This window comes from Agrobacterium sp. LEGMi-208b, assembly GCF_059511785.1.
In genome coordinates, this window is record NZ_CM183446.1 from 2,297,374 (window position 1) to 2,323,128 (window position 25,755).

Annotated in this window: 26 protein-coding genes and 1 pseudogene; 13 read left to right on the forward strand and 14 right to left on the reverse strand. The window is 59.4% G+C overall.

Annotated features, from left to right (window positions below; genetic code table 11):
- The first annotated feature begins 4 nt into the window (after window positions 1-4).
- The 7 genes from AC5YUO_RS24940 to AC5YUO_RS24970 all read left to right on the forward strand — a co-directional run bounded on the left by AC5YUO_RS24940 (window position 5) and on the right by AC5YUO_RS24970 (window position 7,129).
- Window positions 5-1,495 carry a sugar ABC transporter ATP-binding protein gene (locus AC5YUO_RS24940; RefSeq protein ID WP_496155673.1) on the forward strand — a complete coding sequence of 497 codons (1,491 nt, stop codon included), beginning with the start codon at window positions 5-7 and terminating at the stop codon, window positions 1,493-1,495.
- Complete coding sequence (locus AC5YUO_RS24945) at window positions 1,488-2,504, forward strand: ABC transporter permease (RefSeq protein WP_496155674.1); 1,017 nt, start codon at window positions 1,488-1,490, stop codon at window positions 2,502-2,504. The genes AC5YUO_RS24940 and AC5YUO_RS24945 overlap by 8 nt, the downstream gene beginning before the upstream one ends.
- Complete coding sequence (locus tag AC5YUO_RS24950; RefSeq protein ID WP_496155675.1) at window positions 2,501-3,496, forward strand: ABC transporter permease; 996 nt, start codon at window positions 2,501-2,503, stop codon at window positions 3,494-3,496. Before AC5YUO_RS24945 ends, AC5YUO_RS24950 begins: the two co-directional genes overlap by 4 nt.
- A gap of 1 nt (window position 3,497) precedes the next feature.
- A complete protein-coding gene (locus AC5YUO_RS24955; protein WP_496155676.1) occupies window positions 3,498-4,349 on the forward strand; it encodes a sugar phosphate isomerase/epimerase family protein in 852 nt (283 codons plus the stop codon).
- A gap of 37 nt (window positions 4,350-4,386) precedes the next feature.
- Window positions 4,387-5,052: a nucleoside triphosphate hydrolase gene (locus AC5YUO_RS24960; RefSeq protein ID WP_496155678.1), complete on the forward strand. Its 666-nt coding sequence runs from the start codon at window positions 4,387-4,389 to the stop codon at window positions 5,050-5,052.
- Window positions 5,053-5,113: 61 nt separating this feature from the next.
- Window positions 5,114-5,983 carry a D-psicose 3-epimerase gene (locus AC5YUO_RS24965; RefSeq protein WP_496155679.1) on the forward strand — a complete coding sequence of 290 codons (870 nt, stop codon included), beginning with the start codon at window positions 5,114-5,116 and terminating at the stop codon, window positions 5,981-5,983.
- Window positions 5,984-6,133: 150 nt separating this feature from the next.
- Window positions 6,134-7,129, forward strand: a complete 996-nt coding sequence (locus AC5YUO_RS24970; protein ID WP_496155680.1) for a hypothetical protein — start codon at window positions 6,134-6,136, stop codon at window positions 7,127-7,129.
- A 48-nt stretch (window positions 7,130-7,177) separates the two neighbouring features.
- Here the strand turns inward: AC5YUO_RS24970 and AC5YUO_RS24975 are convergent.
- The 3 genes and pseudogenes from AC5YUO_RS24975 to AC5YUO_RS24985 form a co-directional block, all read right to left on the reverse strand.
- A pseudogene (locus AC5YUO_RS24975) lies at window positions 7,178-7,321 on the reverse strand (curlin); the annotation flags it as partial.
- A gap of 48 nt (window positions 7,322-7,369) precedes the next feature.
- Entirely contained in the window at window positions 7,370-8,179 is an 810-nt protein-coding gene (locus AC5YUO_RS24980; protein ID WP_496155681.1) for a cyclase family protein, read from the reverse strand.
- A gap of 135 nt (window positions 8,180-8,314) precedes the next feature.
- Entirely contained in the window at window positions 8,315-9,523 is a 1,209-nt protein-coding gene (locus AC5YUO_RS24985) for an MFS transporter (protein WP_496155682.1), read from the reverse strand.
- 256 nt (window positions 9,524-9,779) lie between these two features.
- Here AC5YUO_RS24985 and AC5YUO_RS24990 point away from each other — a divergent pair, with 256 nt between their 5' ends.
- From AC5YUO_RS24990 to AC5YUO_RS25005, 4 genes are all read left to right on the forward strand, one after another.
- Complete coding sequence (locus AC5YUO_RS24990; protein WP_496155683.1) at window positions 9,780-11,720, forward strand: ABC transporter ATP-binding protein/permease; 1,941 nt, start codon at window positions 9,780-9,782, stop codon at window positions 11,718-11,720.
- A 165-nt stretch (window positions 11,721-11,885) separates the two neighbouring features.
- Complete coding sequence (locus AC5YUO_RS24995; protein ID WP_496155684.1) at window positions 11,886-12,698, forward strand: nickel-binding protein; 813 nt, start codon at window positions 11,886-11,888, stop codon at window positions 12,696-12,698.
- Between the two features lie 129 nt (window positions 12,699-12,827).
- Entirely contained in the window at window positions 12,828-13,085 is a 258-nt protein-coding gene (locus AC5YUO_RS25000) for a ribbon-helix-helix domain-containing protein (protein ID WP_496155685.1), read from the forward strand.
- On the forward strand, window positions 13,082-13,444 hold the full coding sequence (locus AC5YUO_RS25005; RefSeq protein WP_496155686.1) for a type II toxin-antitoxin system RelE/ParE family toxin: 363 nt from the start codon (window positions 13,082-13,084) through the stop codon (window positions 13,442-13,444). Before AC5YUO_RS25000 ends, AC5YUO_RS25005 begins: the two co-directional genes overlap by 4 nt.
- A gap of 125 nt (window positions 13,445-13,569) precedes the next feature.
- Here AC5YUO_RS25005 and AC5YUO_RS25010 read toward each other — a convergent pair whose 3' ends face one another.
- The 4 genes from AC5YUO_RS25010 to AC5YUO_RS25025 all read right to left on the reverse strand — a co-directional run bounded on the left by AC5YUO_RS25010 (window position 13,570) and on the right by AC5YUO_RS25025 (window position 17,216).
- Window positions 13,570-14,748, reverse strand: coding sequence for an iron-containing alcohol dehydrogenase (locus AC5YUO_RS25010; protein ID WP_496155687.1), 1,179 nt, complete (start codon window positions 14,746-14,748; stop codon window positions 13,570-13,572).
- Window positions 14,749-14,829: 81 nt separating this feature from the next.
- Window positions 14,830-15,561: an amino acid ABC transporter ATP-binding protein gene (locus tag AC5YUO_RS25015; RefSeq protein ID WP_400815684.1), complete on the reverse strand. Its 732-nt coding sequence runs from the start codon at window positions 15,559-15,561 to the stop codon at window positions 14,830-14,832.
- A 29-nt stretch (window positions 15,562-15,590) separates the two neighbouring features.
- Window positions 15,591-16,280, reverse strand: a complete 690-nt coding sequence (locus tag AC5YUO_RS25020) for an amino acid ABC transporter permease (protein WP_400815336.1) — start codon at window positions 16,278-16,280, stop codon at window positions 15,591-15,593.
- A 75-nt stretch (window positions 16,281-16,355) separates the two neighbouring features.
- Window positions 16,356-17,216: a transporter substrate-binding domain-containing protein gene (locus AC5YUO_RS25025; protein ID WP_496155688.1), complete on the reverse strand. Its 861-nt coding sequence runs from the start codon at window positions 17,214-17,216 to the stop codon at window positions 16,356-16,358.
- 380 nt (window positions 17,217-17,596) lie between these two features.
- On the opposite strand from AC5YUO_RS25025, the gene AC5YUO_RS25030 reads away from it, so the two are divergent.
- The gene (locus AC5YUO_RS25030) at window positions 17,597-18,085 is read left to right on the forward strand and encodes an RrF2 family transcriptional regulator (protein ID WP_496155689.1); all 489 of its coding nucleotides are present in this window, start codon (window positions 17,597-17,599) and stop codon (window positions 18,083-18,085) included.
- Window positions 18,086-18,101: 16 nt separating this feature from the next.
- Here AC5YUO_RS25030 and AC5YUO_RS25035 read toward each other — a convergent pair whose 3' ends face one another.
- The 4 genes from AC5YUO_RS25035 to AC5YUO_RS25050 form a co-directional block, all read right to left on the reverse strand.
- The gene (locus AC5YUO_RS25035) at window positions 18,102-19,085 is read right to left on the reverse strand and encodes a mechanosensitive ion channel family protein (protein WP_496155690.1); all 984 of its coding nucleotides are present in this window, start codon (window positions 19,083-19,085) and stop codon (window positions 18,102-18,104) included.
- A gap of 65 nt (window positions 19,086-19,150) precedes the next feature.
- Window positions 19,151-19,573 (reverse strand): cupin domain-containing protein, encoded by a 423-nt coding sequence (locus tag AC5YUO_RS25040; protein ID WP_496155691.1) that lies wholly within the window; start codon window positions 19,571-19,573, stop codon window positions 19,151-19,153.
- A 32-nt stretch (window positions 19,574-19,605) separates the two neighbouring features.
- Complete coding sequence (locus tag AC5YUO_RS25045; protein ID WP_496155692.1) at window positions 19,606-20,358, reverse strand: SDR family oxidoreductase; 753 nt, start codon at window positions 20,356-20,358, stop codon at window positions 19,606-19,608.
- Window positions 20,359-20,423: 65 nt separating this feature from the next.
- Window positions 20,424-20,903, reverse strand: a complete 480-nt coding sequence (locus tag AC5YUO_RS25050; protein ID WP_496155694.1) for a carboxymuconolactone decarboxylase family protein — start codon at window positions 20,901-20,903, stop codon at window positions 20,424-20,426.
- Between the two features lie 112 nt (window positions 20,904-21,015).
- Here AC5YUO_RS25050 and AC5YUO_RS25055 point away from each other — a divergent pair, with 112 nt between their 5' ends.
- The gene (locus tag AC5YUO_RS25055; protein WP_496155695.1) at window positions 21,016-21,930 is read left to right on the forward strand and encodes a LysR family transcriptional regulator; all 915 of its coding nucleotides are present in this window, start codon (window positions 21,016-21,018) and stop codon (window positions 21,928-21,930) included.
- Window positions 21,931-22,066: 136 nt separating this feature from the next.
- Here AC5YUO_RS25055 and AC5YUO_RS25060 read toward each other — a convergent pair whose 3' ends face one another.
- From AC5YUO_RS25060 to oppB, 3 genes are read right to left on the reverse strand one after another with little or no spacing between them, the layout of a single operon-like run.
- Window positions 22,067-23,677, reverse strand: coding sequence for an ABC transporter ATP-binding protein (locus AC5YUO_RS25060; protein WP_496155696.1), 1,611 nt, complete (start codon window positions 23,675-23,677; stop codon window positions 22,067-22,069).
- Window position 23,678: 1 nt separating this feature from the next.
- Window positions 23,679-24,809, reverse strand: coding sequence for an ABC transporter permease (locus AC5YUO_RS25065; RefSeq protein ID WP_496155697.1), 1,131 nt, complete (start codon window positions 24,807-24,809; stop codon window positions 23,679-23,681).
- Window positions 24,802-25,725 (reverse strand): oligopeptide ABC transporter permease OppB, encoded by a 924-nt coding sequence (gene oppB, locus AC5YUO_RS25070; RefSeq protein WP_400815318.1) that lies wholly within the window; start codon window positions 25,723-25,725, stop codon window positions 24,802-24,804. Before oppB ends, AC5YUO_RS25065 begins: the two co-directional genes overlap by 8 nt.
- Window positions 25,726-25,755 lie beyond the last annotated feature (30 nt).

The following is a 25,755-nucleotide window of genomic DNA, read 5'->3' on the forward strand; positions in this document are numbered from 1 at the left end:
TATCATGAGCGCAGAACCGCTCCTGTCCCTCAAGAATGTCAAGGTCACCTTTGGTGGCGTGCGCGCCCTGAAGGGTGTTTCCTTCGAGGTCAATCCGGGGGAAGTGCATTGCCTTGCCGGCGAAAACGGCTGTGGCAAAAGCACCCTGATCAAGGTCATTACCGGGGTCTATACGCCGCAAAGCGATGCCGAGCTCTATTTCGATGGCAAACCCATCACCACGATGACCCCGACGCTGGCGCAAACGCTCGGCATCCAGGTGATCTGGCAGGATCTGGCGCTGTTTGATGAAATGACGGTGGCCGAGAATATCGGTTTCCAATATGCGGTGAACGGCAAATTCGGGCTGGTCGACAAGCGCGCAATCGAGAGCGCCGCCGAAAAAGCTCTGGCGCGGCTCGGCGTCTCGTTCGATCTCGACAGGCCGCTCAAGGAGCTGCCGATTGCCCAGCGCCAGATCGTGGCGATTGCCCGCGCGCTGGTCGGCGAAGCCCGTCTCGTTTTCATGGATGAACCCACCGCATCGCTGACGCAGTCGGAGACGGATTACCTGATCGACATCGTCCGCAACCTCTCGGCATCAGGCGTCGCGGTCGTGTTCGTCTCGCATCGTCTGGCGGAAGTGCTGGAGATTTCGGATCGCATCACCGTTTTGCGGGATGGATCGCTTGTCGGTGTCTTCCCGGTCGAAGGCATGACCCAGTCGCGCGTGACCGAGCTGATGACCGGCCGCAACTTCGACAGCGCCGTCATTGCCACCGATCACGATGACAAGCCCGTCGTTCTTTCCGTGCGCGGCCTGAGCCGGGCGGGTGAGTTCGAGGATGTTTCCTTCGATCTGCGGCGCGGAGAAACGCTCGGGATTACCGGCCTGCTCGGGGCCGGGCGCACGGAGCTGGCTTTGACGCTGTTCGGCATGCACCGGCCGCAATCGGGCGAAATCCTCATCGATGGGAAGAAGGTGGATTTCCATTCCAACCGGGACGCGATCCGGGCGGGCGTCGCCTATCTCTCCGAAGATCGGCTCTCGCTGGGCCTGAACCAGCCGCAGTCCATTGCCGACAATCTGGTCATGGCCTCGCTCGACAAGTTGCTGAGCGGCGGTCTCATCTCGCCATCGAAAAAAGCGGATGTCGTTTCCCGCTGGATTTCAGCGCTCGGGGTGAAGATCGGCCTGCCGGAAGATCCGATCCGCACGCTCTCAGGCGGCAACCAGCAACGTGTGGCGATTGCCAAATGGCTGGCGATCGGGCCGAAAATCCTCATCCTCGATGCGCCGACCGTGGGTGTCGATGTCGGCGCCCGCGCCGGCATCTTCGAAATCGTCCGCAAGCTCGCCGCAGAAGGCCTGTCGATCATCGTCATCTCCGACGAAGCGCCGGAAGTCTATTTCAATACAGACAGGGTTATCCATATGGTCGAAGGCCGGTTCCACGCCACCTATGATCCGCGACGCCTGTCGCTGACCGAACTGGAGGCCGCCATCTATGCGTAGGCTCATCCTCGGACATACGACCGAATTCACCCTGCTTGTGGTCATGGTGCTGCTTTGCACGGGACTGTCCTTCGCCACCGACCGTTTCCTCACCATTTCCAACGCCTTCGATGTGCTGAATGTCTCGGCGGTCAACATCATCTTCGCGGTCGGCCTGCTTGTCGTGCTGATCTCCGGCGGCATCGACATTTCCTTCGCGGTCGCGGCTTCCGTCGTTCAATATGTCACGGTGCTGGCGCTCAATGCGCTCGGCGGCGGCAACTGGGCGGAAGGTTTCATCATCGCCGGTGCCGTTGGCCTCGGCCTCGGTTTCGTCAACGCCTTCCTCGTCTGGCGGCTGAACATCATTTCCATCGTCGCAACCATCTCCACCTTCAACATCTTCTTCGGCCTGTTGATGTTCTTCACCAAGGGCGTGTCGATCTATGACCTGCCGGAATGGCTCTCGACGCGCGTGGTGTTTTACGAACGCGAAATGTCGGACGGTTCCTGGGTGGAACTGACGCTGCCCGTCGTGGTGATGATCCTCTGCTGTGTCGCCACCTGGTTCATGATCTCGCGCACCACTGTCGGTCGTAAACTTTATGCCTTCGGTGACAATCCGGAAGGCGCGCGCCGCTTCGGCATCAATATCGGCGCCATGCACTACATTTCCTTCGGCTGGCTTGGCCTGATGGCGGGCATTGCCGGGCTCATGCAGGCGCATTATGCGCAGGAGGTGGTGCCGAACGCGCTTTATGGCCGCGAGCTGGATGTGCTTGCTGCCACCGTGCTTGGCGGCGCGCGGCTCGGCGGCGGCAAGGGCTCCGTCATCGGCTGCGTGCTCGGCGTGCTGATGGTGTCGATCACCCAGAACGGCCTCAACCTGATGGGTGTTTCTCCCTTTGCCTTCAAGATGATCGTCGGCGCCATCATTCTCGTCGCCATCACGCTCTCTTCGACCCGCTTCGACAAGCTTCTGCCGAGTGCGCTCCGCACATCCAGGAAAAAGGGGAGCGTGCAGCGATGAACAGCCTCATCCGGAAATTCAACGCGATCTTCGGGGCCGACATGGCGGGCCCGGTGATTGCCTTCGTCGCCGTCATGCTGATCTTCGGAACGTTGGCGGATAACTTCCTGTCGCTTGCGACATTCGGTTCGGTCGCCTTCCAGCTACCCGAACTCGGTTTGCTGACTTTGGCGATGCTGCTGCCGCTGCTGACGGGCGGGATCAACCTTTCCGTCACCTTCGCCGCCAATCTGTCGGGGCTCGCCGCAGCCTGGGTGCTGCAGGCCCATGGCGGGGTGGATGCGCCGCCGAGTGCATTCCTGCTCGCGTGCCTTGCCGCCCTTGTCACCGGCGGAGCCGCCGGAGCGATGACGGGAGCGGCGATCGCCTACACCCGCGCGCACCCCATTCTGGTGACGCTGTCGATGATGATCTTCCTGCGCGGACTGGGCGAGTTTCTGACGCGCGGCGGCGATGTCTCCGGTTTCCCGGCCTATATGGCACCGCTCGGTCATGGAACGCTTCTTGGCCTGCCGATTCCGCTTCTGATTTTCATCGTCTGCGTCGGCCTCTGGCATGTGCTGTTGACGCGCACCAAGCTCGGCTTCGGCCTGTTGATGATCGGCTCGAACATCGAGGCCGCACGTTATTCCGGCCTCAACACCCGCAAGATTCAGGTGCTCGTTTATACGCTATCGGGTCTGATGTGTGCTGTTGCCGGCATCATCATGCTTGCCCGTTTCAACTCCGTCCGTGTCGGCCACGGTGAATCCTATCTGCTGATCACGGTGCTGGCGGCCTTTCTCGGCGGCATCAATCCGTTCGGCGGTTTCGGCCGGGTGCTACCCGTCTTCGTCGCGCTCATCGTGCTGCAGCTCCTGTCGTCGGGCCTCAATCTTCTCGGCGCCAACCAGCATCTGGCGACCGCGCTGTGGGGCGTGCTGATGATCGTCGTCATGGCGGCGCGCGGCCTGTTCTCCAGTTACTTCGCATCTCTCAGAAAGAAGGTATGACGTGAAAGGCCTCGGTGTTCACGCAATGATGTGGTCTCTGAAATGGGACCATGAAAATGCCGCCCGCGCCATTGCCGGTGCAGCCAGCTATGGTCAGGACTTCATCGAAATCCCGCTTGTCGATATCGCGTCCGTCGATGCGGAACACACGCGCAGCCTGCTGGAGCGGCATGATCTCGGCGCTGTCTGTTCGCTCGTGCTGCCGGAACCGGCCTGGGCTTCTGTCCGTCCTGAAGCCGCTGTCGAGCATCTCAAGGCGGCGCTGGACAAGGCTGCCGCCATGGGGGCGAAGGCGCTGACGGGTGTCACCTATGGCGGCACCAATGAGCGCACCGGTTTTCCGCCGACACAGGGTGAATATGACAATCTGACGAGGGCACTCTCCGAAGCCGCCCGCCACGCAAGAACGCTCGGCCTGCAATTCGGCATCGAGACCATAAATCGTTACGAAAACCATCTGCTCAACTCCGCCGAACAGGCGGTGGCGCTGGTGGAGCGCATCGGTGCCGACAATATCTTCATCCATCTCGATACCTTCCATATGAACATGGAAGAAAGGGGCATAGCCAACGGCATCATCGCTGCCCGCAACCACCTGAAATATATGCATATGTCGGAAAGCGACCGCGGCACGCCGGGTTTCGGCAACGTCGCCTGGGACGAGGTGTTTTCGGCACTCGCGGCCATGAGGTTCAACGGCGTCCTTGCCCTTGAGGGCTTTGCCGCGATGCCGGTGGAGATGGCGGGCGCGATTTCGACGTGGCGGCCCGTCGCCGCCAGCACTGAGGAGTCCCTGGAGAAGGGGCTGGCCTTTCTACGCGACAAGGCAAAACAGTACCGGATTTTCGAGTAGCCGGTGGCGATAACCACTTTTCGAGGCGGGGAGCACCTTGAGTAAAATTGACGACAATGCCGGTGAAATTGCCGGCTTCGCGCTGAAGCGTTTTGCGGGCTCGAATGGCCAGCGCGTGATGATTGCGATTGCCGGAGCGCCCGGATCGGGAAAATCAACCATTGCCGAACGTGTGGTCGATGCCCTGAACGCGGGCAATGGCGTGTCCGCTGCGCTGTTTCCGATGGATGGCTTTCATTATGACGATGCCGTGCTTGAGGCGATGAACCGCCGTGCCTTCAAGGGTGCCATCGATACCTTCGACGCGCATGGGCTGCGCCATATGCTTGAACGTCTCAAGGCTAATGAGGACGATGTCGTTGCCGTGCCGGTCTTCGATCGCGCCATCGAGATTGCCCGCGCCGGCGGCCGGCTGATCCCGCAATCCGTCGATATCATCGTCTGTGAGGGCAATTATCTCCTTGCCAGCCAGTCGCCATGGGATCGTCTCAAATCAATCTTCGATCTCACTGTCTTCGTCGATGTCGAGGAGGACGATCTGCGTGCGCGGCTGCGGGACCGCTGGCGGAGCTTCGGTCTCGGCCAGGACGAGATCATCAGGAAGGTGGAGGAGAACGATCTTCCCAATGGCCGCTTCATCACGTCCACAAGCGCGGAACCTGATTTTCGCGTCAGAAATCCGGGAAAAGGCACCGCGTCCTGAGCCCGCCTGAACCACTGTGCCTCCCTATTCAAAGCGAAACAGAAAAGCGAAAGAGACCCCCATGAAACACGGCATCTATTATTCTTACTGGGAACATGAGTGGAGCGCCAAGTTCGGTCCCTATATCGAGAAGGTCGCCAAGCTCGGTTTCGACATCATCGAAGTCGCCGCACACCACATCAACGAATATAGCGACGCCGAACTCGCGACCATCAGGCAGAGCGCCAGGGATAACGGCATCATCCTCACCGCCGGCATCGGCCCATCGAAAACGAAGAACCTGTCGTCGGAAGATGCTTCGGTGCGTGCGGCCGGCAAGGCGTTCTTTGAACGGACCCTTTCCAATGTCGCCAAACTCGATATCCACACCATCGGCGGTGCTCTGCATTCCTATTGGCCAATCGATTATTCGCAGCCCGTCGACAAGGCAGGCGATTATGCGCGCGGCGTCGAGGGCATCAACGGCATTGCCGATTTCGCCAATGATCTCGGCATCAACCTGTGCATCGAAGTCCTCAACCGCTTTGAAAACCATGTCCTCAACACGGCGGCCGAAGGCGTCGCTTTCGTGAAGGATGTCGGCAAGAACAATGTGAAAGTCATGCTGGATACGTTCCACATGAACATCGAGGAAGACAGTTTTGGCGAGGCCATCCGCACGGCTGGCCCGTTGCTGGGGCATTTCCACACCGGAGAGAGCAATCGCCGCGTACCGGGCACGGGCAGGATGCCGTGGCACGAAATCGGCCTTGCGCTGCGCGAGATCAATTACACCGGCGCAGTCGTCATGGAGCCCTTCGTGAAGACTGGCGGCACGATCGGCTCGGATATCAAGGTGTGGCGTGATCTCAGCAATGGAGCCGCCATCGCGAAAATGGACGAGGATGCCCGCAATTCATTGGCATTCTCCCGCTTCGTCCTTGGTGGCTGATTTGCGATAATATCCTGACCGGGCGGCGGCGATTTGCCTTCACCCGGTTCGGCGCTGCCACTATTCGCGAGTTGAACAGGCCATCGCTTGCGGCTAAAGCTCCAGCGTCTCTTCAGGATCAAGACGATCCGCCCAAGGCCGCTGGTTTTCATGATCCCTGTCGCACTGCCATCCGTCGAAGCGCTGCTTTTCCTCGCCTTCCTTCTCGTCACGACCTTCGTCTGGATCGTCTGGACACTGGGGCTTGTCCTTCGATATGCGGCCGGACGCTGGAAACGGCCTATGATCCTGCCCTATGGGCTGGTGACCGCCGTCGCAGTTTTCACCCTGTGGCAGATCGGCGATTTTTATCTCCAGATGCATGCCTATGACAAAGAGAGAGCCGCGCGCTACAGCCCGGAACTCTCGGAGCCGACGCGCCTTGGCCAGATCGATATGCCCAAGGGCACGAAACTCGAATTATCGGTCGCCGATACACCGGAATCCTTCAATCGCGCCCTGTTTCCGCATCCCGTTTCCGTCGCTGGTATCGATGCGGTGGAGATCGCCCGTTATATTTCGATCAAAACCAACGAGAATTACGAGACGATCGGTTTTACCCCTGACAATATGCGGATAACCGGCAGGGGCGTGACCACCCAGAGCGGCTGGCGTTGTGACGCGACACAGCCTGTACAATTCGACCTGAAGCCCGATGGCGGCATATCCGCCTTCAGCACATGCATGCTCGCCGATGGCAATGTCGTCGACGGCATCACCTTGCCGAAAGGCACGTCCCTGCGGTCCTCCACCGGCAATGTCTATACCGACGGTTTCGTCGATTCCGACAGATGGGTTCTCGATACGCCGGAAGGTCAGCACGTCCGGATCGATAATTTCGATCTTTCTGAGGCAACGCTTGCCCTTGATGGCGAGCGCAAGCTTCACGAGGTCAAAAGAGGGGTGCTGTCAAAAGATGCTACGCTTGGAGCGTATCACCATGCCGCCGGCAGCAATATTCGTTATAATCCCCGGCATCTTCGCAATGACTATCCCGGCGCGTGGCTGATAGCTCTGCCTCTGCCTGCTTCCGATGCTCCACCGGTTCCGGCAAAGGATATCGTGCAGGGCAGAGACGGAAAGCTTTTGGCCGTTCTTGCGAATTGAGCCCGTGCGGCGGTGAAGTGCCCGAGTTATGGCTGTCCGGCAATTGCCTTACCAGCCATAACTGAAGGTCAGGCCACTGCCATTGTCGCTATCCTGCACCACATTGGTGTCGGTGTTGCGCCCATATTGGAAAATGCCATGGGCATTGTTGTTGTCGTGCTGCAGCAGCGTCGCCGAATGGCCGTTGCCGCGCGTTCATGCGCCGGCGGCGGCATGTTGCTGTTGCAGAGTGTGCCGGTCTCACACCAGAGCCAGGATACGCGCCGGCCCACCCGTTCCGCCGCTGTGCTTCGGTGCGCCGACAATCACGGTCGCGCCCTTGACCGGCAGAGCCTCAAGGTTGTTGAGGCCTTCGATCCCGTAGCGCCCCGCCGGCAGCCAGGAATTGTGGACGGCGAAATCCGCCGAATTGCCGGGGTCCAGTGAAAGCGTGTCGACGCCGATAGCGACCGTGTCGCGCTCGAGCAGAAGATCGGTCGCGGACTTGCCGAAACCGGGGAAGGCGAATTTTCCGGCATCGTCATTGCGGAATGACGGGCTTTTCACCTTGGTCGCCCAGCCGGAGCGCAAAGCCACGATCGCACCTGCAGGTATGTCGCCATTTGCAGAAATCCAGCGTTCGATGTCTTCGGCCTCGACGGTGGAATTGGCATCCTCTTTCGCACGGTCGGTGATGTCGATGATGACCAGTGGCGCGACGAGTTTCTGCGGCTCCAGCTGATCGACGCTCGCGCCGTTGGCGCTGAAGTGGAAGGGTGCATCGATATGCGTGCCGGTATGTTCGTAGATCGTCAGCTTGTGGAGCTGATAACCGTCCTTGGCGATCTCCGCTGCCCATTCGAACTCTATTCCCGGTTTGCCGTCGAATGTGGGAAATGTTGAATCGTAGCTATGGGTGAGATCGATGACCTGCCGGGGTGATTGCGCCAGCACCGGGGCCGCGAGGCTGCCCGCCGCCATTGCCGTCACTCCTGCCACGGCGCCCTTGAACAGCAGGCGTCGTGACAGCATGTTCCGTTTCACGTTCTCGATCACGCAGGTATTGCACATGCCTCAGTCCCTCCATTGGAAATCCCTGCGCAAGCGTAACGCAAAGGTGGAGTGACGCAAGGCAGGAGTCTTGCTGATTTTTGACCCGTGTTTACGTGGCGGTTTGTGCAAACCGCCACCCGTTGCCGCAGCGCTTTAGTCAGCCCGCTGCAGCAAGGCGAGAGCGGCGGTGGCTGCAGCCAGGATCGCAGTCAGAGCCAAAGGAGCAGTTGCGCCGTAGGAATCGACGATGTAGCCGCCGAAAACCGCACCGATACTGATAGCCACCTGAAAAGAAACGACCATCAGGCTGCCTGCTGCTTCCAGGGCATCGGGCGCGCCGCGGGAGAGGTTGGTCGGCAGTACGACGGGCGCCATGCCGAAGGCAAGGCCCCAGAGGGCGACGAGAGCAAATGCGGCACCGGTATGAGCGCCCCAGAGAACGAGGGCGAGCGTCGCAAATGCCATCAGGGCGGCGGTAACGGTGAGTGCGAGGCGGATACTGGTGTCAGCCATTCGGCCCCCCGCGACATTGCCGATCACGGAGGCGACGCCAAACCCGAGCAGTGCGAGTGCAATCGGCTTGGTCCCAAGCAGCGTCACCTGTTCCAGGAAAGGACGCACATAAACCGAGCCGGCGAAATGGCCCGTCATCAGCAACAGGATTGCAAGCATCCCCAGTTGAACACTGCGCCGCCGGGTCAACCGGAAAACATCGGAAAGACTGTTGCTGGTACTTGCCGGCAGCGACGGCAAGCTAAGGACCTGCAGCAGCATGGCAATGACAGCAAGCCCGGCCGTCATCGACATGGCTATGCGCCATCCCAGCCAGTCGCTGATCAAGGCACCCATCGAAGGGGCGGCGATGGTGGCGAGCGAAACGCCGAGGGTGACGATAGCCATGCCGCGCCCGGTCGAATTCGCGCCGACGAGCCGCGAGACAACGGCAACCGACAGTGCCCAGAAACCGCTGAGCGCGATACCCAGCCCGGCCCGGCCTACCAGCAACAGCCAGAAATCGGTCGCGAATGATGCGAGAACGTTGGAGGCGATCGCCAGCACGCTCAGGCCGACAAGCACGGTCTTTCGGTTCAGCTTGCCGATGAGAACATTGCTCAGCAGAGCCGCCACCGCGCCTACGGAAGCGGTGGCCGTGACGACCTGCCCGGCCGTACCTTCTGTGATCCCGAGATCGCGCGCCATGGGCGTCAGAAGTCCCGCTGGCAGAAACTCGGCCGATACCAGCGCAAAGCTGGTAGCCGCCATCGAAAGAACCGCGAACCACGTTGCCGCGGTCCACGCGGGTTGCTCGTCGGCATCGAGGGGAATCGTCGTCCCGTCAAACTGTGATGTCGTGTCCGTCATGTTGTCTCTCCTTGAGTTGAGAGAGTCTTAGATGAATTTTTCCGGATGATATGTACCTAAAAATCCGAAATTCATGCCTATTCGTCCGAAACTTGTGCGCCGCACAACGTTCACGCTTGCATGCGCGCATCCAGAGCCGTGGCCTGACTGCAAGCGGGTGCTGTGCGGAACGCGGGCCGGTGATGTTCCGCCCGCTATCAGCTCGGTAGGCGTTCCTGACCTGCAACCTTTCAAACCGCCACTCGTTTAAGCGTTCATGACCGATGCTGACGCAAACCCGAAACCAGTCGATGGCACCGGCCATAATGGTGCAGAGAATTCACATGCTAACGCCGCCGCCGATGATCCCATTCCGCCGGCGGAAGAACCTGCTTCGGGTTTGACACCGGAGGAGGCCGAGCAGGCTCGCAAGAAATATCTGCTGAAGCGCTTCTGGATCAGCGCGCGAGGTTTCTGGAGCCGTCGCGGCGATGGGCTGGCATGGCCATTCTCCATCGGGCTGCTGGTGATGATCGGCATTAATGTCGGTTTCCAATATGGCATCAACGTCTGGAATCGCGGGATTTTCGACGCGATTGAAAAACGCGATGCATCCACGGTCTATTTTCTTGCCTCCATATTCCCGCCGCTCGTTCTCGGAAGCGTGCTGATCGTGACATCGCAGGTCTATGTCCGAATGCGGATCCAGAGGCGCTGGCGGTCGTGGCTGACGAAGGTGCTGGTCTCCCGGTGGACTGCAAATGGCCGCTACTACCAGCTCAATCTGATTGACGGCGACCACCAGAACCCGGAGGCGAGGCTTTCGGAAGATATGCGAATCGCCACCGAAGCGCCGGTGGATTTCATAGCAGGCGTCATCGCCGCCTTCGTGTCTGCCTCGACGTTCATCGTTGTCCTGTGGACGATCGGCGGTGCGCTGACGCTGCCGATCGGTGGGATATGGATCACAATCCCCGGCTTTCTCGTGGTGGCGGCAGTGATCTACGCGCTGATCACGTCAAGCTCCATCGCGTGGATCGCCCGTAACTTCGTCAGGGTTTCCGAGGTCAAGAACCAGCTTGAGGCGGAGTTCCGCTACACACTGACCAGGGTCAGGGAAAATGGCGAGAGCATTGCCCTGCTTGGCGGCGAGGAGGAGGAGCGAAGCGACCTCGACAGGAGGTTCCGCAATGTCCGGCACCAGTGGAAGCAGATGGCGCAGCAATATATGCGCACCACCGTTGTGTCGCATGGATCGATGTTGATTGCGCCCGTCGTCCCGGTTCTGCTCTGCGCGCCGAAATTTCTCGATGGAAGCATGTCCCTCGGTCAGGTCATGCAGGCGGCATCGGCTTTCACCATCGTTCAATCCGCCTTCGGTTGGCTGGTCGATAACTATCCGCGGCTGGCGGATTGGAATGCCTGCGCACGGCGCGTTGCATCCCTGATGATGTCGCTTGACGGGCTCGAGCGGGCCGAACAGAGCGATACGCTTGGCCGGATCGTGCGTGGTGAGACGGAAGGCGAAACGATGCTCAGCCTCAAGGATGTTTCCGTTTCGCTGGGCGACGGGACGGCCGTCGTCAAGGAAACCGATGTCGAAATCGGACCGGGAGAAAGGGTCCTTGTCGCGGGAGAATCCGGCTCCGGTAAGAGCACGCTTGTTCGGGCAATCGCGGGCCTGTGGCCATGGGGTGGGGGCAGCGTGCGTTTTCGCGCCGACAGCCGGCTTTTCATGTTGCCGCAGCGGCCATACATTCCGTCCGGCACATTGCGCCGGGCGGTCTGCTATCCGCAGGCGGCCGAGAACTGGACGCTTGAAGAGATAGGGGAAGCGCTCGAAAAGGTCGGCCTTGGCCACCTCAAGGACAAGGTGGAGGAGGAGGCGCCGTGGGACCAGACGCTGTCGGGTGGTGAAAAACAGCGGCTGACTTTCGCGCGCCTGTTGCTGAACGATCCCGATATCATCGTCATGGACGAAGCGACCGCGGCTCTGGACGAAAAGAGCCAGGACAGGATGATGCAGACGGTGATCGATGAATTGCCCGACGCCACGATCATCAGCGTGGCGCATCGTGCCGAACTTGAAGCCTTCCACAGCCGAAAGATAACGCTGGAACGTCGGGAAGGCGGCGCAAAGCTGGTCAGCGATATCCACCTCATTCCTCGCAAGTCCCGATCCGGCTCCCTGCTGCGGCGCATGGTGAAACGCAGGTAAAAGGCCATTCGGCTCCCGCGACGCCTGCAGTATAACGCGAACGAATATCGCTCTTTCGGTGCCTCCCTCCCGTCCGGCGTCACCCGTAAGAACGATGGACGCTCGTTCGGTGAAGTCGTAAACTCGCCGGCAGAGGAGGCAACGATATACTCTTGGGAGGAAACAATGCCTATCTTCATGGACCGGCACGAGCTTGCCGGAGTTTCAGCGGCGGATATTGCCGCGGCACACCTTAAAGATCTCAACGTTCAGGATCAGTATGGCGTCAGGTTCTTGACCTATTGGTTTGATGAAAGGCGTGGCACCGCCTTTTGCCTTATGGATGCCCCGGATGCCGAAACCGCACAGTGCGTGCATCGGGAAGCCCACGGTTTTATCGCCAGTGAAGTCGTGGAAGTTGCCCTGTCGGCCGTAGAAGCATTTCTCGGGCGAATACAGGATCCGGTAGCGGTCGGGCCTGTTTTGACAGATATGGACGCCGGCCACCGCGCGATCCTTTTCACCGACATTGTCGGTTCGACCGAAATGACGGCCCGCCTCGGCGATCGTATGGCGACGGAACTCGTCCGGGCGCATGATGCGCTGGTACGTGGCTGTCTGGGGCGACGATCGGGACGGGAGGTCAAGCACACCGGTGATGGCATAATGGCAGTGTTCTCCTCGACGCCATTTGCGGTCGATTGCGCCATTGATATCCAGCGCGAGTTCCATCGTTATAACAGCGACAAGGGCGAGCCCATTCACATCCGCATCGGACTGGATTGTGGTGAGCCAATCGAAGACAGCAATGATTTCTTCGGCACCACCGTGCAATTGGCCGCAAGGCTTTGCGCTGCCGCCCAGAGCGATCAGATCCTGATGTCGGACAAGACCTTCCAAGAATATGGCGGCGCCGATGTCCTCGTCTATGGTCATCGCTACAGGCTGAAAGGATTTTCCGAGCCGGTCCTCGCCTATCGTTGCGAGTGGCTGCATTAGCTTCGGCTGGTGCTGCCACTGGAGACGCCACACCGTCCTTGCGCCCTGTGCGAGTTGCTGGCTTGCCGTGATGAATATTGACAATATATGCTACGCTTTCCATAGTTGCGGAGAGCGAAAGGAAACGTCATGGCGTCAGGTAGCATCCACGTCAAAGTCAGCGGCGCGTTGCAGGACCATATTCAGCAGCAGATTGGCGATGACGGTCTTTATGAAAATGCGAGCGAATATATTCGAGCGCTTATTCGGCGTGACCTGCAAACCCGCGACGAGGCATGGGATGCGCTACAAAAGGAACTTGCTCCCGCCATGCGTGCGGATGATAGCCAGTTTGTAGCCGTCTCGGCTGACGATGTCATCGGCCGCAACAAGCGTCGCTCGTTATGACAGCTTATCGCTTTTATGCGCCTGCCGACGCCGCACAGGATAAAATCTGGCGTGATACGATGGATGCCTGGGGCGAAGCGCAGGCTGAGACCTATATACGTGGCCTGCACGCGCATTTGCAGCGTCTCTGCGACAACCACCTGCTTTGGCGGCGCCTTCCCCAAAGGCTTGCCGTTCCCGGCGACATTACGCGCGCGGCCTATTTTAGCCGGTATGAGCATCATTATTTATTTTTCCGAGAGCTCGATAACGGCGACCTGGGCGTGATGAGTATCCTTCATGAGCGGATGGATATGGCCGTACGCCTGAGAGAAGATCTCACAGCGCTCGACGCCAGAGGCATTATCCAAACCGGCTAGAGCCCCGGAAGCGATCCATCATGGCCGACATCAAGGTCGGCGAGGGTGTCCTGATAGGAGCGCCGGTGCCAGACGATTCTCTTTCGAAAAATCGAAAATCGTAAATTCTGGCAGGGCGTTATGACTTAGAACTCTTCGATGCGACCGTCATAGGCGAGGTCGTATAAACGCGTCATTTCTGCCGCTGTCGGCACCCGCGGGTTATTTGCCGGCGTGCCGGAAGCCAGCCCTTGCCGCACCATTTCGGGCATGAGATCGAGATAGCGGCTCCTGTCGATGCCGAATGCCTGCGGGGTCGGCACTTTCAGCCGCCTGTTGAGGCCGATGAAAGCCTCCACAAGCTTCGTGCCGGCAATCTGGTCGCTATCCGCCGCACTGGCACAGCCGAGCGCCCGCGCGGCTGCCGCATAATTGGAAAGAGCGGCGTTCAGCGAGAACTGCGTGACCAGCGGCAGCACCATCGCATTCGACATGCCGTGCGGCACATGGAAAAAGGCTCCGACCGGCCGGCTGAGGCCATGGATCAGCGCGGTGGAGGTGTTGGAGACGGCAAGTCCGGCATGGGTCGCACCCAGCATCATCGCTTCACGCGCATCCCGGTCTTCCGGATCGTTCGCCACTCTTTCAAGATTGGCGCCGATCAGCTTCAGGGCGGAGAGCGCCAGCGCTTCGGAATGGGCGTTGCCATTGCGGTTGACCAGCGCTTCCAGCGCATGGGTCAGTGCATCGATGCCGGTATCGACCGTGACCCGGTAGGGGCAGCTCAATGTCAGCTCGTAATCGATGATGGCCGCGACCGGCAAAGCGGCGGTGCCGAGGATCAGCATTTTTTCGCTGGCAGCCGTATCGGTGACGACGGCAGCGCGGGTCACTTCCGAACCGGTTCCCGCCGTCGTGGGAATGGCGATCACCGGCATGACGGAAAAATCAACGATGCGCGGCACCTTGAGGGCGCTCAACTTCTCACCGCTCGTGGCGACGATGGCGCCGGCCTTGGCCGTATCCATGGCGCTGCCGCCGCCAAGCGCAACCAGGCCATCATGATCGCCATCGGCAACATGTTTCACCAGAGCGGCGATGGATATGTCCGTCGGGTCTTCAACAACGTCGGAGAAGACCGCAGCCTTGATGCCTTCCTTCGCAAGCGCCTGCAGAAGAGCCTCTGCATGACCAAGCTTCTGCATCACGGGATCGCAGACCAGCAGCGGGCGATTGACCTCCAGCGATTTTACCACAGCCGGCAATCGGAAACGGCTGCCGCCGCCGATGAGCATTTCGCGGGGCATCAGGACACGGTTTATCATTGCGGTTCTCCGCCACTATCAGACTGCGTTGTTCGGAATGGCCGAAGCGGGTTTTCGGGGCCTGCTCCGGCCTGCATGAACCTAGTGCGCCAGGATTTTCGACAGGAAGGAGCGCGCACGATCGGTTTTCGGATCGGTGAAGAAACTGTCGCCCTCACCGATCTCGACGATCTCGCCGCCATCCATGAAGACGATGCGGTCCGCCACCTTGCGGGCAAAACCCATCTCATGGGTCACCACCATCATCGTCATGCCCTCCTGCGCGAGCGAGACCATGACGTCGAGCACCTCGTTGATCATTTCCGGATCGAGCGCCGATGTCGGCTCGTCGAACAGCATCGCAACCGGGTCCATCGCCAATGCGCGGGCAATGGCGACGCGCTGCTGCTGCCCGCCCGACAATTGGCCGGGATATTTCCTGGCATGCGCCGTCAGACCCACTCTTTCCAGCAGCGCATTGGCCTTGGCGAGCGCTTCCGCCGGCGAGCGGCCCAGAACCTTTTCCTGCCCGATGCAGAGATTTTCAAGGATCGTCATATGCGGGAAAAGTTCGAAATGCTGGAACACCATGCCCACCTTGGAGCGCAGTTTCGGCATGTCGGTCTTCGGATTTGTCACCTCCACGCCATTGACGGTAATGACGCCGTTGCCGATCGTCTCCAGCGCGTTCACGCATTTGATGAGAGTGGATTTTCCAGAGCCGGAGGGGCCGCAGATGACGACGACTTCCCCCTTGGCGACATTCAGGCTGCAATTGGTCAGAACCTGAAAATTTGGCCCGTACCATTTGTTGACGGATTGCAGTTCTATCATGCTGATTGCTTGCGACATCAGGCCACTCCTTAATGCGCGTCAGTGGACATGGGGCCATAGGCCTTGCCGAACCGCTTCTCGATGCGGCGCTGGATCAGTTCCCAGGCGGTCGTCATGGCGAGGTAATAAAGGGCCGCGACCATGAAGAGCTCCAGAACCAGGAATTTTTCCTGAATGAGCACCTGCGTGCGGCGCAGAAGCTCTTCCATGGAGATGATCGAGGCGATCGACGTCGTCTTGAGCACGCCGTTGACGGAATTGCCGAGCGGCGGAATGATGATGCGGAAGGCCTGCGGCGCAACGATGTAGCGCATCACCTGCGCCTCGGTCATGCCGATGGCGCGGGCGGCATTGATCTGGCCTTTCGGAACGGCGGCGATGCCCGCGCGGACGATCTCCGAGAGATAGGCGGCCTCGCAGAGCGACAGGCCGATCAGGGTGGATTGCAGGACGGTGAGCTTGATGCCGATCTGCGGCAGGCCGGTATAGATGATGATGAGCTGCACCAGAAGCGGCGTGCCGCGAAAGATCCAGGTGTAGAAATAGGCGGGGCCAGACAGGATGCGGTATTTCGACATGCGCATCACCGCAATGACGAAGCCCAGCGCAAGACCCGCCGTCATGGCGAAGACCGTGAGGCCGAGCGTCACCAGCGCGCCCTCGAACAGATAATAATTCGTCAGATATTCGAAGAAACCTTCCCAGTTCCAACCCTTCACGTCTTTCTCCAATTCATGCGGGAACGGTCGCGGCGGAAAGCTTCCCGCCACGATGGCAGTTCAGATGGATGAAATTCAGCCTTCCGGGCCGAGAACGGCGAGGTCACCCGGCGCTATGCTGACGCCATAACCGCCCATCAGCTTTTCAAGCGAACCATCCGCCTTCATCTCCTTCAGGGCGGCGGAAACGGCGTCGGCCACATCCTTGCTGCCGAAGGAAAGTGAACCGGGCGTGGGATACATGCCTGACAGCGCATGGGTGAATTCGCCGCGATCCTGATATTGCTTGGCGACGGGATCGATGGAGACGGCCGCCTGCACCTGACCGGCACGCAGCGCCTGATAAACCGTCGCGTAATTGTCGAACAGGTTGATCGTCATCGGCGCAAGACCGCGCTTCTTGAAGTCTTCGTTGAGTTCCTTGATCTTGCGCTCGGCATAGCCGCCAATATCGGTGCTGACGGCCTTGCCGGCGAGATCGTCGACCTTGGCGATGGGATCGGACGCGCCGACGGCCGTGGAAATGCTGATGGCGAGGTTTTCATAGGGAATCATGAACAGTATCTTGCGCCGCTCCGCCGTGACGAACAGGCCGGCATTGATCATGTCCCAGCGGCCACCCTGCAGGCCTGGCACCATTGTCGCATATTCGGTGCTGATATATTCCGGTTTCAGGCAGAGCCGCCTGGCGATCTCGTACCCGAGTTCGATGCGCAAACCCTTCAGCACACCCTGCTGGTCGGCATAGGCCATGGGCGGCAACGTCGGGCTGGTGGCCATGACGAGATGGCCGGGCTTGATGAGATGGTCGTCGGATATTTTCGGCGTGCAGTCCTGGGCGACGGCGGTGCCGGCAAAAACAGTGAGTGCGGCACCCGCCATAAGGGCTTTGGCGCGCACGGCTATGCATTTCCGGGAAATCTGGTTCCAGTTCATATTAAGCTCCGCTCTCTTATATTATTTATTATGGCATACCATCACATCAAATGGTTTGCCCTGTCAAGAAGCGGCGGGATGATTTTCTAACGTGTTGTAAAACAATGATAAAGCAAAAGCTGTGCTTCTGGCGGAGCCGCCGCGGGGTGGGGAAGGTCCTGGCACCGTAAAACCGTAAGTCCGTGGTTTTTAACGCGGTTCCTTGCGGTTTGGAGCCGATGACGATCGCGACGCGGATGGCCACACGGTGATATCCTTCCACTCTGCAGGCTTTGCGGTCATCGATTGGCAGGGTGCGGCCGCGACGGATATTTACAAGCCCGGGAAATAGGGATATTGAATATCCTTAATCACCGCACGATTGCGGTAGGATGTCCTGCATGATCCTCAAGAGCCAAGTCGAGTGGGCACTTCACTGTTGCGCCATCCTCTCGGGCCTCCCTGAAGGCCGATATCTCTCCACCAAGGCGCTTGCCGAACTTCATGGGCTTCCCAAGGAATACCTGTCGAAGGCGCTGCAGACCCTTTCCCAGGCAGGTCTCGTCCGCGCCACGCTTGGCCCGACGGGCGGCTATCGGCTGGCAAGGGCGGCGAGCGAAATCACATTTCTCGATGTCGTCGAAGCGGTGGAAGGGAATGACCGCACTTTCGTCTGCCAGAATATTCGGGCGAACAATCCTTGCCGCCCGGAAGGCTATTGCGAAAGCGGGCCCTGCGCGATCGCCCGCATCATGTGGGAAGCTGACGAAGCCTGGCGTAACGCACTTCGCCGCGTGACGTTTGCCGAGCTTGGAAAGATACTTGAAAAAGATATCGCGCCGGAAATCTGGTCCGGCACCTTCGAATGGGTTCTGAAGAGGTCCGGTTGATCTTCCCATCACGTCGTCAATGCCGGCGCGGTCTCGCCAGTTGCAGATAGCTCTGGACAGGCATGGCGAAGGATAAGCCATGCACGGCGCAGTGTTGATGCACGACATCGATGACCTCATTGCGAGCGGGCGTTCTTGCGGCTGGCGCCGTCACCCGAAACTGGAGTTCGATATCGATGGCGACCGCATCGATACCCTTGAGGGCGACGATCGGGACGGGTGACTGGACTATGCATTGGCAGGTCTGCATCGCCGACCTCAGGATCGTCTCGACATCCGCTGGCCTCCTGTCGGCGGTGATGCGGACGGGCAAGACGATGAGATGGGTCTCGTCGGGTCTGTTGAGATTGGTCAAGCCGAGTTTGGCCAGCGTGCTGTTGGGAAGAACGACCAGATTATTGGCCGGCGTAAGCACCTGCGTCGAGCGCCAATTGTTCTGGACGACGCGCCCCTCCGTACCATCGGCAAGCTGAATCCAGTCGCCAATGGAAAATGGGCGACCGAGCGTCAGTGCTATTCCCGAGAATAGATCGCCGAGCGTATTTTGAAGCGCCAGACCGAGGATAATTGCAACAACGCCGGAGGTTGCGACCAGCGTGCCGATGGGGGCTTCGAAGACGAAACCCACGATGGACAGCGTGACGCCCAGATAGACGCCGGCAACGATAAGGTCCTGTATCAGGCGGGCTTCCTGCGGCCGGCGATCGAGGACGATGTAAAGGCGGACAAAGCCGATGCTTGCCCAGGCGAGATGCACCCACCACAGGACGCGCGCCGAAACGCCCGCAATGTCGCTGCCGCTTACCCGCTCGTTCGCGGGAATGCGGTGCGGCAGGATATTGCCGTAGGCGAAAACAAGGGTCATGGCGACAAAGAACCCGATCTGCACGATCAACCGCGCAGTGGGTCGCCTGGACCCTTGCAGATGCCAGATGACGATGCCAACGACGCCCAGCACATCGATGATCAGAAAGCTGGCGATATCAGGCATCGCAAACATGTCGGTTTCTCCTGCGAAGATGGAAAAGGGCCGGATGGAAATGCGGCATCCGGCCCTCGCGTGACTTATTTCTTGATCGGGAAAGTCAGATCCTTCTGACCGGTATCGACCACAAAAACAGCGAGAAGCCTGGCGGGTTTGGTGTCGCTGCCATTCTTGCTGACCCCATGCCGGTCACCCGGATATTCCGAAAAACTTTCGCCGACTTTATATTCTTTCACCGGACCATCGTTGACCTGGCTGAGAATGGAGCCTTCGAGCACCGTCGCGTAGATGAAGGCCGAGTCCGGATGGGTATGGGCGTCGGAGTAACCGCCGGGGCCGTATTCGACCAGCACGCCCTTGAGGCTTTTACCCGGTACGTTGGGCAGTTCGTGCTCGTAAACGAGCGTGACCTTCGAAGCTGCTCCGCCGGGCGCGTCGTGCGCCGTGGCAATGCCTGTGGCAAGGGCGGCGATGCCAATCGCGGCGAGGGTTCTTTTAATCATTGCATTCATCCTTACGAGTTTGAGGACACCGCTTATTTGCGCGAAGACGTGGCGAACCACTGTTCAAAGCCGATCTTGCCGAGATGTGGGGCGTCATCGGAAACCAGCGTTGCATCTTCCAGGCGTGCCCCGAAATATTTCGCATCGGGATCGGCGACCACGTCGCGGGCATCCGACGTGGCCTTCAGATAACGGGCAACCAGTTCGTTGAGCCGGAAGCGCTCAGGGCCGGCGATTTCGATTATGCCGTTGACAGGGAGACCCAGGGCCACGTCGGCCATGGCTTCGGCAACGTCGTCGGAAGCGATGGGCTGCACGAAGGCCGGTGACAAATGCACCTTCCCATCCACCATGCCGGATTGGGCAATGCCCCCGAGGAATTCCATGAATTGCGTGGAATGCACGATCGTATAGGGAATGCCGGCGTCCCGGATCAGCTTTTCCTGCTGCAATTTGGCACGGAAATAACCGCTGTCCTGAAGCCTCTCCGTTCCAACCACCGAAAGGGCGATGTGATGCTTGACGCCTGCCGCCTTCTCCGCGGCAAGCAGATTGCGGCCCGAGGTTTCGAAGAACTCCATCACCGCCTTGTCCTCGAACGAAGGGGAGTTGGCGAGGTCGAGCACGATGTCGGCCCCGGCGAGCGCATCTGCGAGGCCCTCGCCGGTAATGGTATTGACCCCCGTATTGGGCGAGGCGGCGATGACCTCGTGTCCCTTGGCCCGCAGGCGTTCGGTCGTCTTCGAACCGATCAGGCCGGTTCCTCCGATAATAACGATTTTCATGATATCTCCTTTGTCAGACCCGCTGACGCCAACCTGTTGTCTGGAAAATGCGATCGTCTCCCACCTCAACTGAGGCCGGCCTTCTCGAGGCCATAGAGCTTGTCGGCAGAACCGGGGACGGCCCTGAAGGCGATGCTGGCGCGATTCCAGGCGTTGATCGTCATGATTGAGAAGGTCAGATCCGAGATTTCCTTCTCCGAAAGCTGGCCGCGGACGCGCTCGTAGAGTTCGTCGGGGATGCCGCCCTCCGGCAGTTCGGTAACCGTTTCCGTCCAGGCAAGGGCTGCGCGCTCCCGTGGAATGAAAAGGTTGGATTCGCGCCAGATAGCGACGTGATAAAGGCGCAGTTCGCTTTCGCCGTGAATCTTGGCTTCCTTGACATGCATGTCGAGGCAGAAGCCGCAACCATTGATCTGGGAGGCGCGGATGTTAACGAGATCGCGGATCTTTTGCTCGATCACGCTGTCCTTCAGCGACATGCTGAGATCGGACAATTTCTTGAAAAACTCGGGGGACTGGGCTGCGTAGTTAAGGCGCTGTGTCATCGTTCTCTCCTTTATTAAGGACATAAAGTATCCTTAATTGCTGGACAGGCAACCGAAACCGGACTAAGCATGAGGCATAAGGCTCATGCGCAAACGTTATGGGGAGGCTGCAATGGATGTCGTGTCTGCCTTGCGAAGTTTCCTCAGGGTTACGGAGACAGGGTCGTTTTCGGCGGCAGCTCTCGATCTGGGTCTGACCCAACCGGCGATCTCCCGACAGATATCTGCCCTTGAAGGTCATTATGGCGTCCGCCTGTTTCATCGCTCCACGAGCGCGCTGGCGCTTGCGATCGAAGGGGAAAGGATGATCCCGATGGCGCAGCGGGTCATCGAGGCTGTCGATGCGCTGGGTGAAAATGCGACGAGCGACGGGAAAAAGGTTGCCGGGAAAGTCCGGTTGAGCCTGCCGGCTCCGCTCGGGCTTTATCTGAGCGAACGTTTGCCCGCGCTTTTACGCACACATCCCGGTTTGAGCGTCGAACTGATGACCCGCGAGGAGCCGTCGGATCTTGTCGGAGATGGGATCGATCTTGAAGTCCGCATTGGCGAGATCACGGATGCAGGCCTGATTTTCAGGCGGATTGGCTGGACGACCGCCTTTCTGGTTGCTTCGCCCGACTACCTGCAGGGCCGCAAGGAACCATCCCACCCGTTCGAGGTCGTGTTGCATGACTGTATCTGTTACGTTCGGGGCGGAGATCGGCGGGTATGGAGCTTTTCCGGCGGTGCCGAGGAAATCCGTGTTTCGTTGACGCCCCGGCTGACCTGTAACAATGCGACGGCCGTTCATCGCGCCGTTCTCGGCGGCGGTGGCCTCGCAATCCTGTCGCATATCGTGGTCGAGGCGGATCTCCGCGAGGGGCGGTTGATCAATCTCTTGCCGGATTTTCCACCGGTCCGCTTGCCGATCAACGTGGTCTATGCATCGCGCCGTCACATCTCGCTGCGCGTAAGAACCGTGCTTGACTTCCTGACGGCGGCCGTCCGTGCCGATCAGGAAATGAGATCATCCCTTGAAACGCCTTAGCCTGGATGGCACGCGGAGCGGATGAAGGCCGGGCACGCCCCGTTGCTCCTGCTTATCGAGGGCCTCATTCGTCGCATTGTTCACCTTGAAGCGGCCGGCTCTCTTGAGAGACGGCCCGGCACGGCCGGGCGATAACCTATTGCGCCACTTCTGCCGAAAACGCGGATTTGATGAGTGTTTCGGTATATTCAGCCGTCGGCCTGTTGAATATGGCGTCGGTTTCGCCCTCTTCCACAATCTTCCCGTTTTTCATGACGATGACGTAGTCCGAAATGGCCTTGATGACAGAAAGGTCGTGGCTGATGAAGATGTAGGAAAGGCTATGTGTCTTCTGCAGATCACGCAGCAGGTCGATAACCTGTCCCTGAACGGATCGGTCCAGCGCGGATGTGGGTTCGTCAAGAATGACGACGTCCGGCTTGAGGATGATCGCGCGGGCGATTGCGATACGCTGGCGTTGCCCGCCTGAAAACTCGTGAGGGTAGCGGTTGCGGGCTGCGGGATCGAGACCGACTTCCTTCAGTGCTGCGATTGCCCGCTTGTCTCGCTCCGCCCGGCTCAAGCGTTGCTCATGCACAAACAGGCCTTCAGTGATGATCTCTCCAACCGTCTGTCTCGGCGAAAGCGAGCCGTAGGGGTCCTGGAATACAAGCTGCAGATGCCTCCGCAAGGGCCGCATTGCCTTTCGGTCAAGTCCGGTGATTTCCCTCTCGCCGAAGAAAATGCGGCCATCAGCCACGATAAGACGCAGAAGCGCTCGACCGAGTGTCGACTTGCCTGATCCGGATTCGCCGACGATGCCGATAGTCTGTCCCTGGCGAAGGCTGATATTGACGTCGTCCACAGCCCGGAACCTGCTGGATTTCGCCAGGAAGCCGCCCGGAATTTTATAGTCGATCGTCACGTTCCGGCCGGAGAGGACGACCGGCGCCTCTGTGCCGACGGCCGGTTTGTGTCCACGGGGTTCGGCATCGAGTAGCATCTTGGTGTAGTCCGCCTGCGGGCGATCGAAGATATCTTCCGTTGTGCCGGACTCGACAATCTCGCCGCGGCGCATGACGGCGACGCGATTGGCGAAATGGCGGACCACGCCGAGATCATGCGTGATCAGGACGATGGCCATGCCGAAGCGTTGCTGCAACGACTTCAGAAGGTCGAGGATCTGCGCCTGGATCGTCACATCAAGCGCAGTGGTCGGCTCATCGGCAATCAGAATGTCCGGCTCGTTCGCGAGAGCCATGGCGATCATCACACGCTGGCGCTGGCCACCGGAAAGCTCATGGGGGTAGCTGTCCATACGCCGCTCCGGGTCAGGAATTCCCACAAGCTTCAGGAGTTCGAGGACGCGTGCGCGCGCTTCCTTCTTACTGCCACCCCTATGGTAGAGGATCGGTTCGGCGATCTGCGCGCCGATCCGGTAGAGAGGATCGAGCGAGGTCATCGGCTCCTGGAAAATCATGGTGATTTTCGCGCCGCGAATATCGTTCAGCGCGCTGACCGGCAGGCCGATCAACTCGCGTCCACGATATTTTGCCGAACCCTCGATCATGCCGTTGGATGCAAGCAGCCCCATGATGCCCATCATGGTCTGGCTTTTACCGGAACCGGATTCCCCGACGACGGCAAGGGTTTCCCCCTGTTTGACGTCGAGATCGATGCCCTTGACGGCATTCACCTCGCCGTCCGGCGTCGTGAAATCGACCTTGAGATTGCGCACGGTAAGGATGGTTTCAGATGTCGTATTCATGTCAACGATCCTTGGGATCGAGTGCGTCACGCAACCCATCGCCCACAAAATTGAGCGAAAACAGGGTCAGCACGAAGAAGATCGCCGGAAATATCAATAGCCACGGGGCCGACTGGATATTGTTGGCGCCTTCAGAAATCAGCGCCCCCCAGCTCGTCAGCGGCGCCTGCACGCCAAGGCCAAGGAAGGAGAGGAAGCTTTCCAGAAGAATGACTTTGGGTACGACGACCGTGACGAACACGACGACGGGCCCGATCGTATTCGGGATGATGTGACGGCGGATGATCTGCCAGTCGCTCAAACCCAAAGCCTGTGCGGCCCCCACAAATTCACGCCGCTTCAAAGCGAGCGTCTGGCCACGCACGATACGGGCCATATCCAGCCATTCCACGGCGCCAATCACCAGGAAGATCAGGATGAAGCTGCGGCCGAAAAACACCACCAGAACGACCACCAGAAAGACGAAGGGCAGCGAATAGAGGATTTCGACGAAACGCATCATCACATTGTCGACACGCCCCCCGATATATCCCGCCGTCGCGCCGTAGAGAACGCCGATCCCGAGTGAAACGAGGCTGGCCAGAACGCCGACGGCGATCGATATCTGTCCCCCCAGCATCACGCGGGCCAGCAGGTCGCGACCGTTCGAATCCGTGCCGAAGAGGAAATATTCGCGGTTGACGTCGCCTTCCAGCTTCAGCGTGCGCCCCTCGTCTTCGGTGGCCACGAACCTGGTGTTTTCAAATTCGTTGGCGCGGTCGAAATAACGTGTCGTGCGCGGGTCGATCGGGCTGCTGGAGGTGACGGTTGCCGTGAAGGTCTGCCCTTCCACGGAAAATTCCTTCAACTCCACGCGTGCCCGGCCGGCAACGCCCTCCATCACGCCCTGGAGGTTGTTCACGTCCGGGCGCGGCTCAAGGCTTGGCGCCACAGAGACATAGGATGAAAACACCTGGTCATAGGTATGCGTGAGGAAATGCGGGCCGACAAAGGAGAAAAGCGTAATCAGCACGAGCATGACGGAACCCGCCATGGCGGCCTTGTTTCGTCTGAAACGCAGGGCTGCCAGCTGGAACAGGCTTCGGCTTTTCACCAGCGGTTGATCGGCAAGATTGCCGGAAATATCAGTCATGTCTGACCCTCGGATCAAGCAGGCCATAAAGGATATCGACCGCGAGATTGAACACGATGACAAAAATGGCGACGAGAACCACGGTTCCCATCACCAGCGTATAGTCACGGTTGATGGCGCCAAGAACGAAATAACGCCCGACCCCCGGGATCGTGAAGATCGTCTCGATGACCGCCGAACCCGTCAGCAGGGCTGCGGCGCAGGGCGCGAGATAGGAAACGACGGGCAGCATGGCCGCGCGCATGGCATGAAACACCACCACGCTGCGGGCTGGCAGGCCGTAAGCCTTGGCAGTGCGGATATGGTCCATCCGCAGAGCCTCGATCATCGCACCGCGCGTCAGGCGCGAGATGACGGCAAGCTGCGGCAAAGCGAGCGCGATCATCGGAAGGATGAGATATCTGAGCGATCCGTCACCCCAGCTGCCTGCGGGCAGGAGCCGGAGCATGACGGCGAAGATCAGCGTGAGAACAGGCGCGACAACGAAGTTCGGCACGGTGACGCCAATTGTCGAGATGGACATGATCGAGAAATCGAAGACACTGTTCTGCCTGAGCGCGGCCAGGGTGCCGGCGAGAACGCCACCCACCAGCGCCAGCAGAAGAGCATAGCTGCCGAGTTCCAGCGAATAGGGCAGGCCCTTGCCGATCAACTGCGCGACGGTATTGTCCTTGTAGATATAGCTCGGACCGAAATCGCCGGTGACGGCATTGCCGAGATAGATGAGATACTGGCGCCACAATGGCTCATCCAGATGATAGGTTCTCATCAGGTTTTCCATCGTTTGCGGCGGCAGGGGGCGTTCAAGATTGAACGGGCCACCCGGTGCGAAACGCATCAGGAAAAACGAAATCGTGACGACGATAAACAGGGTCGGCACGGCGCTCGCCAAACGGCGCAGAATAAACGAGATCATGGTTTTTCGGGCTCCGGCATGGCACGGTGG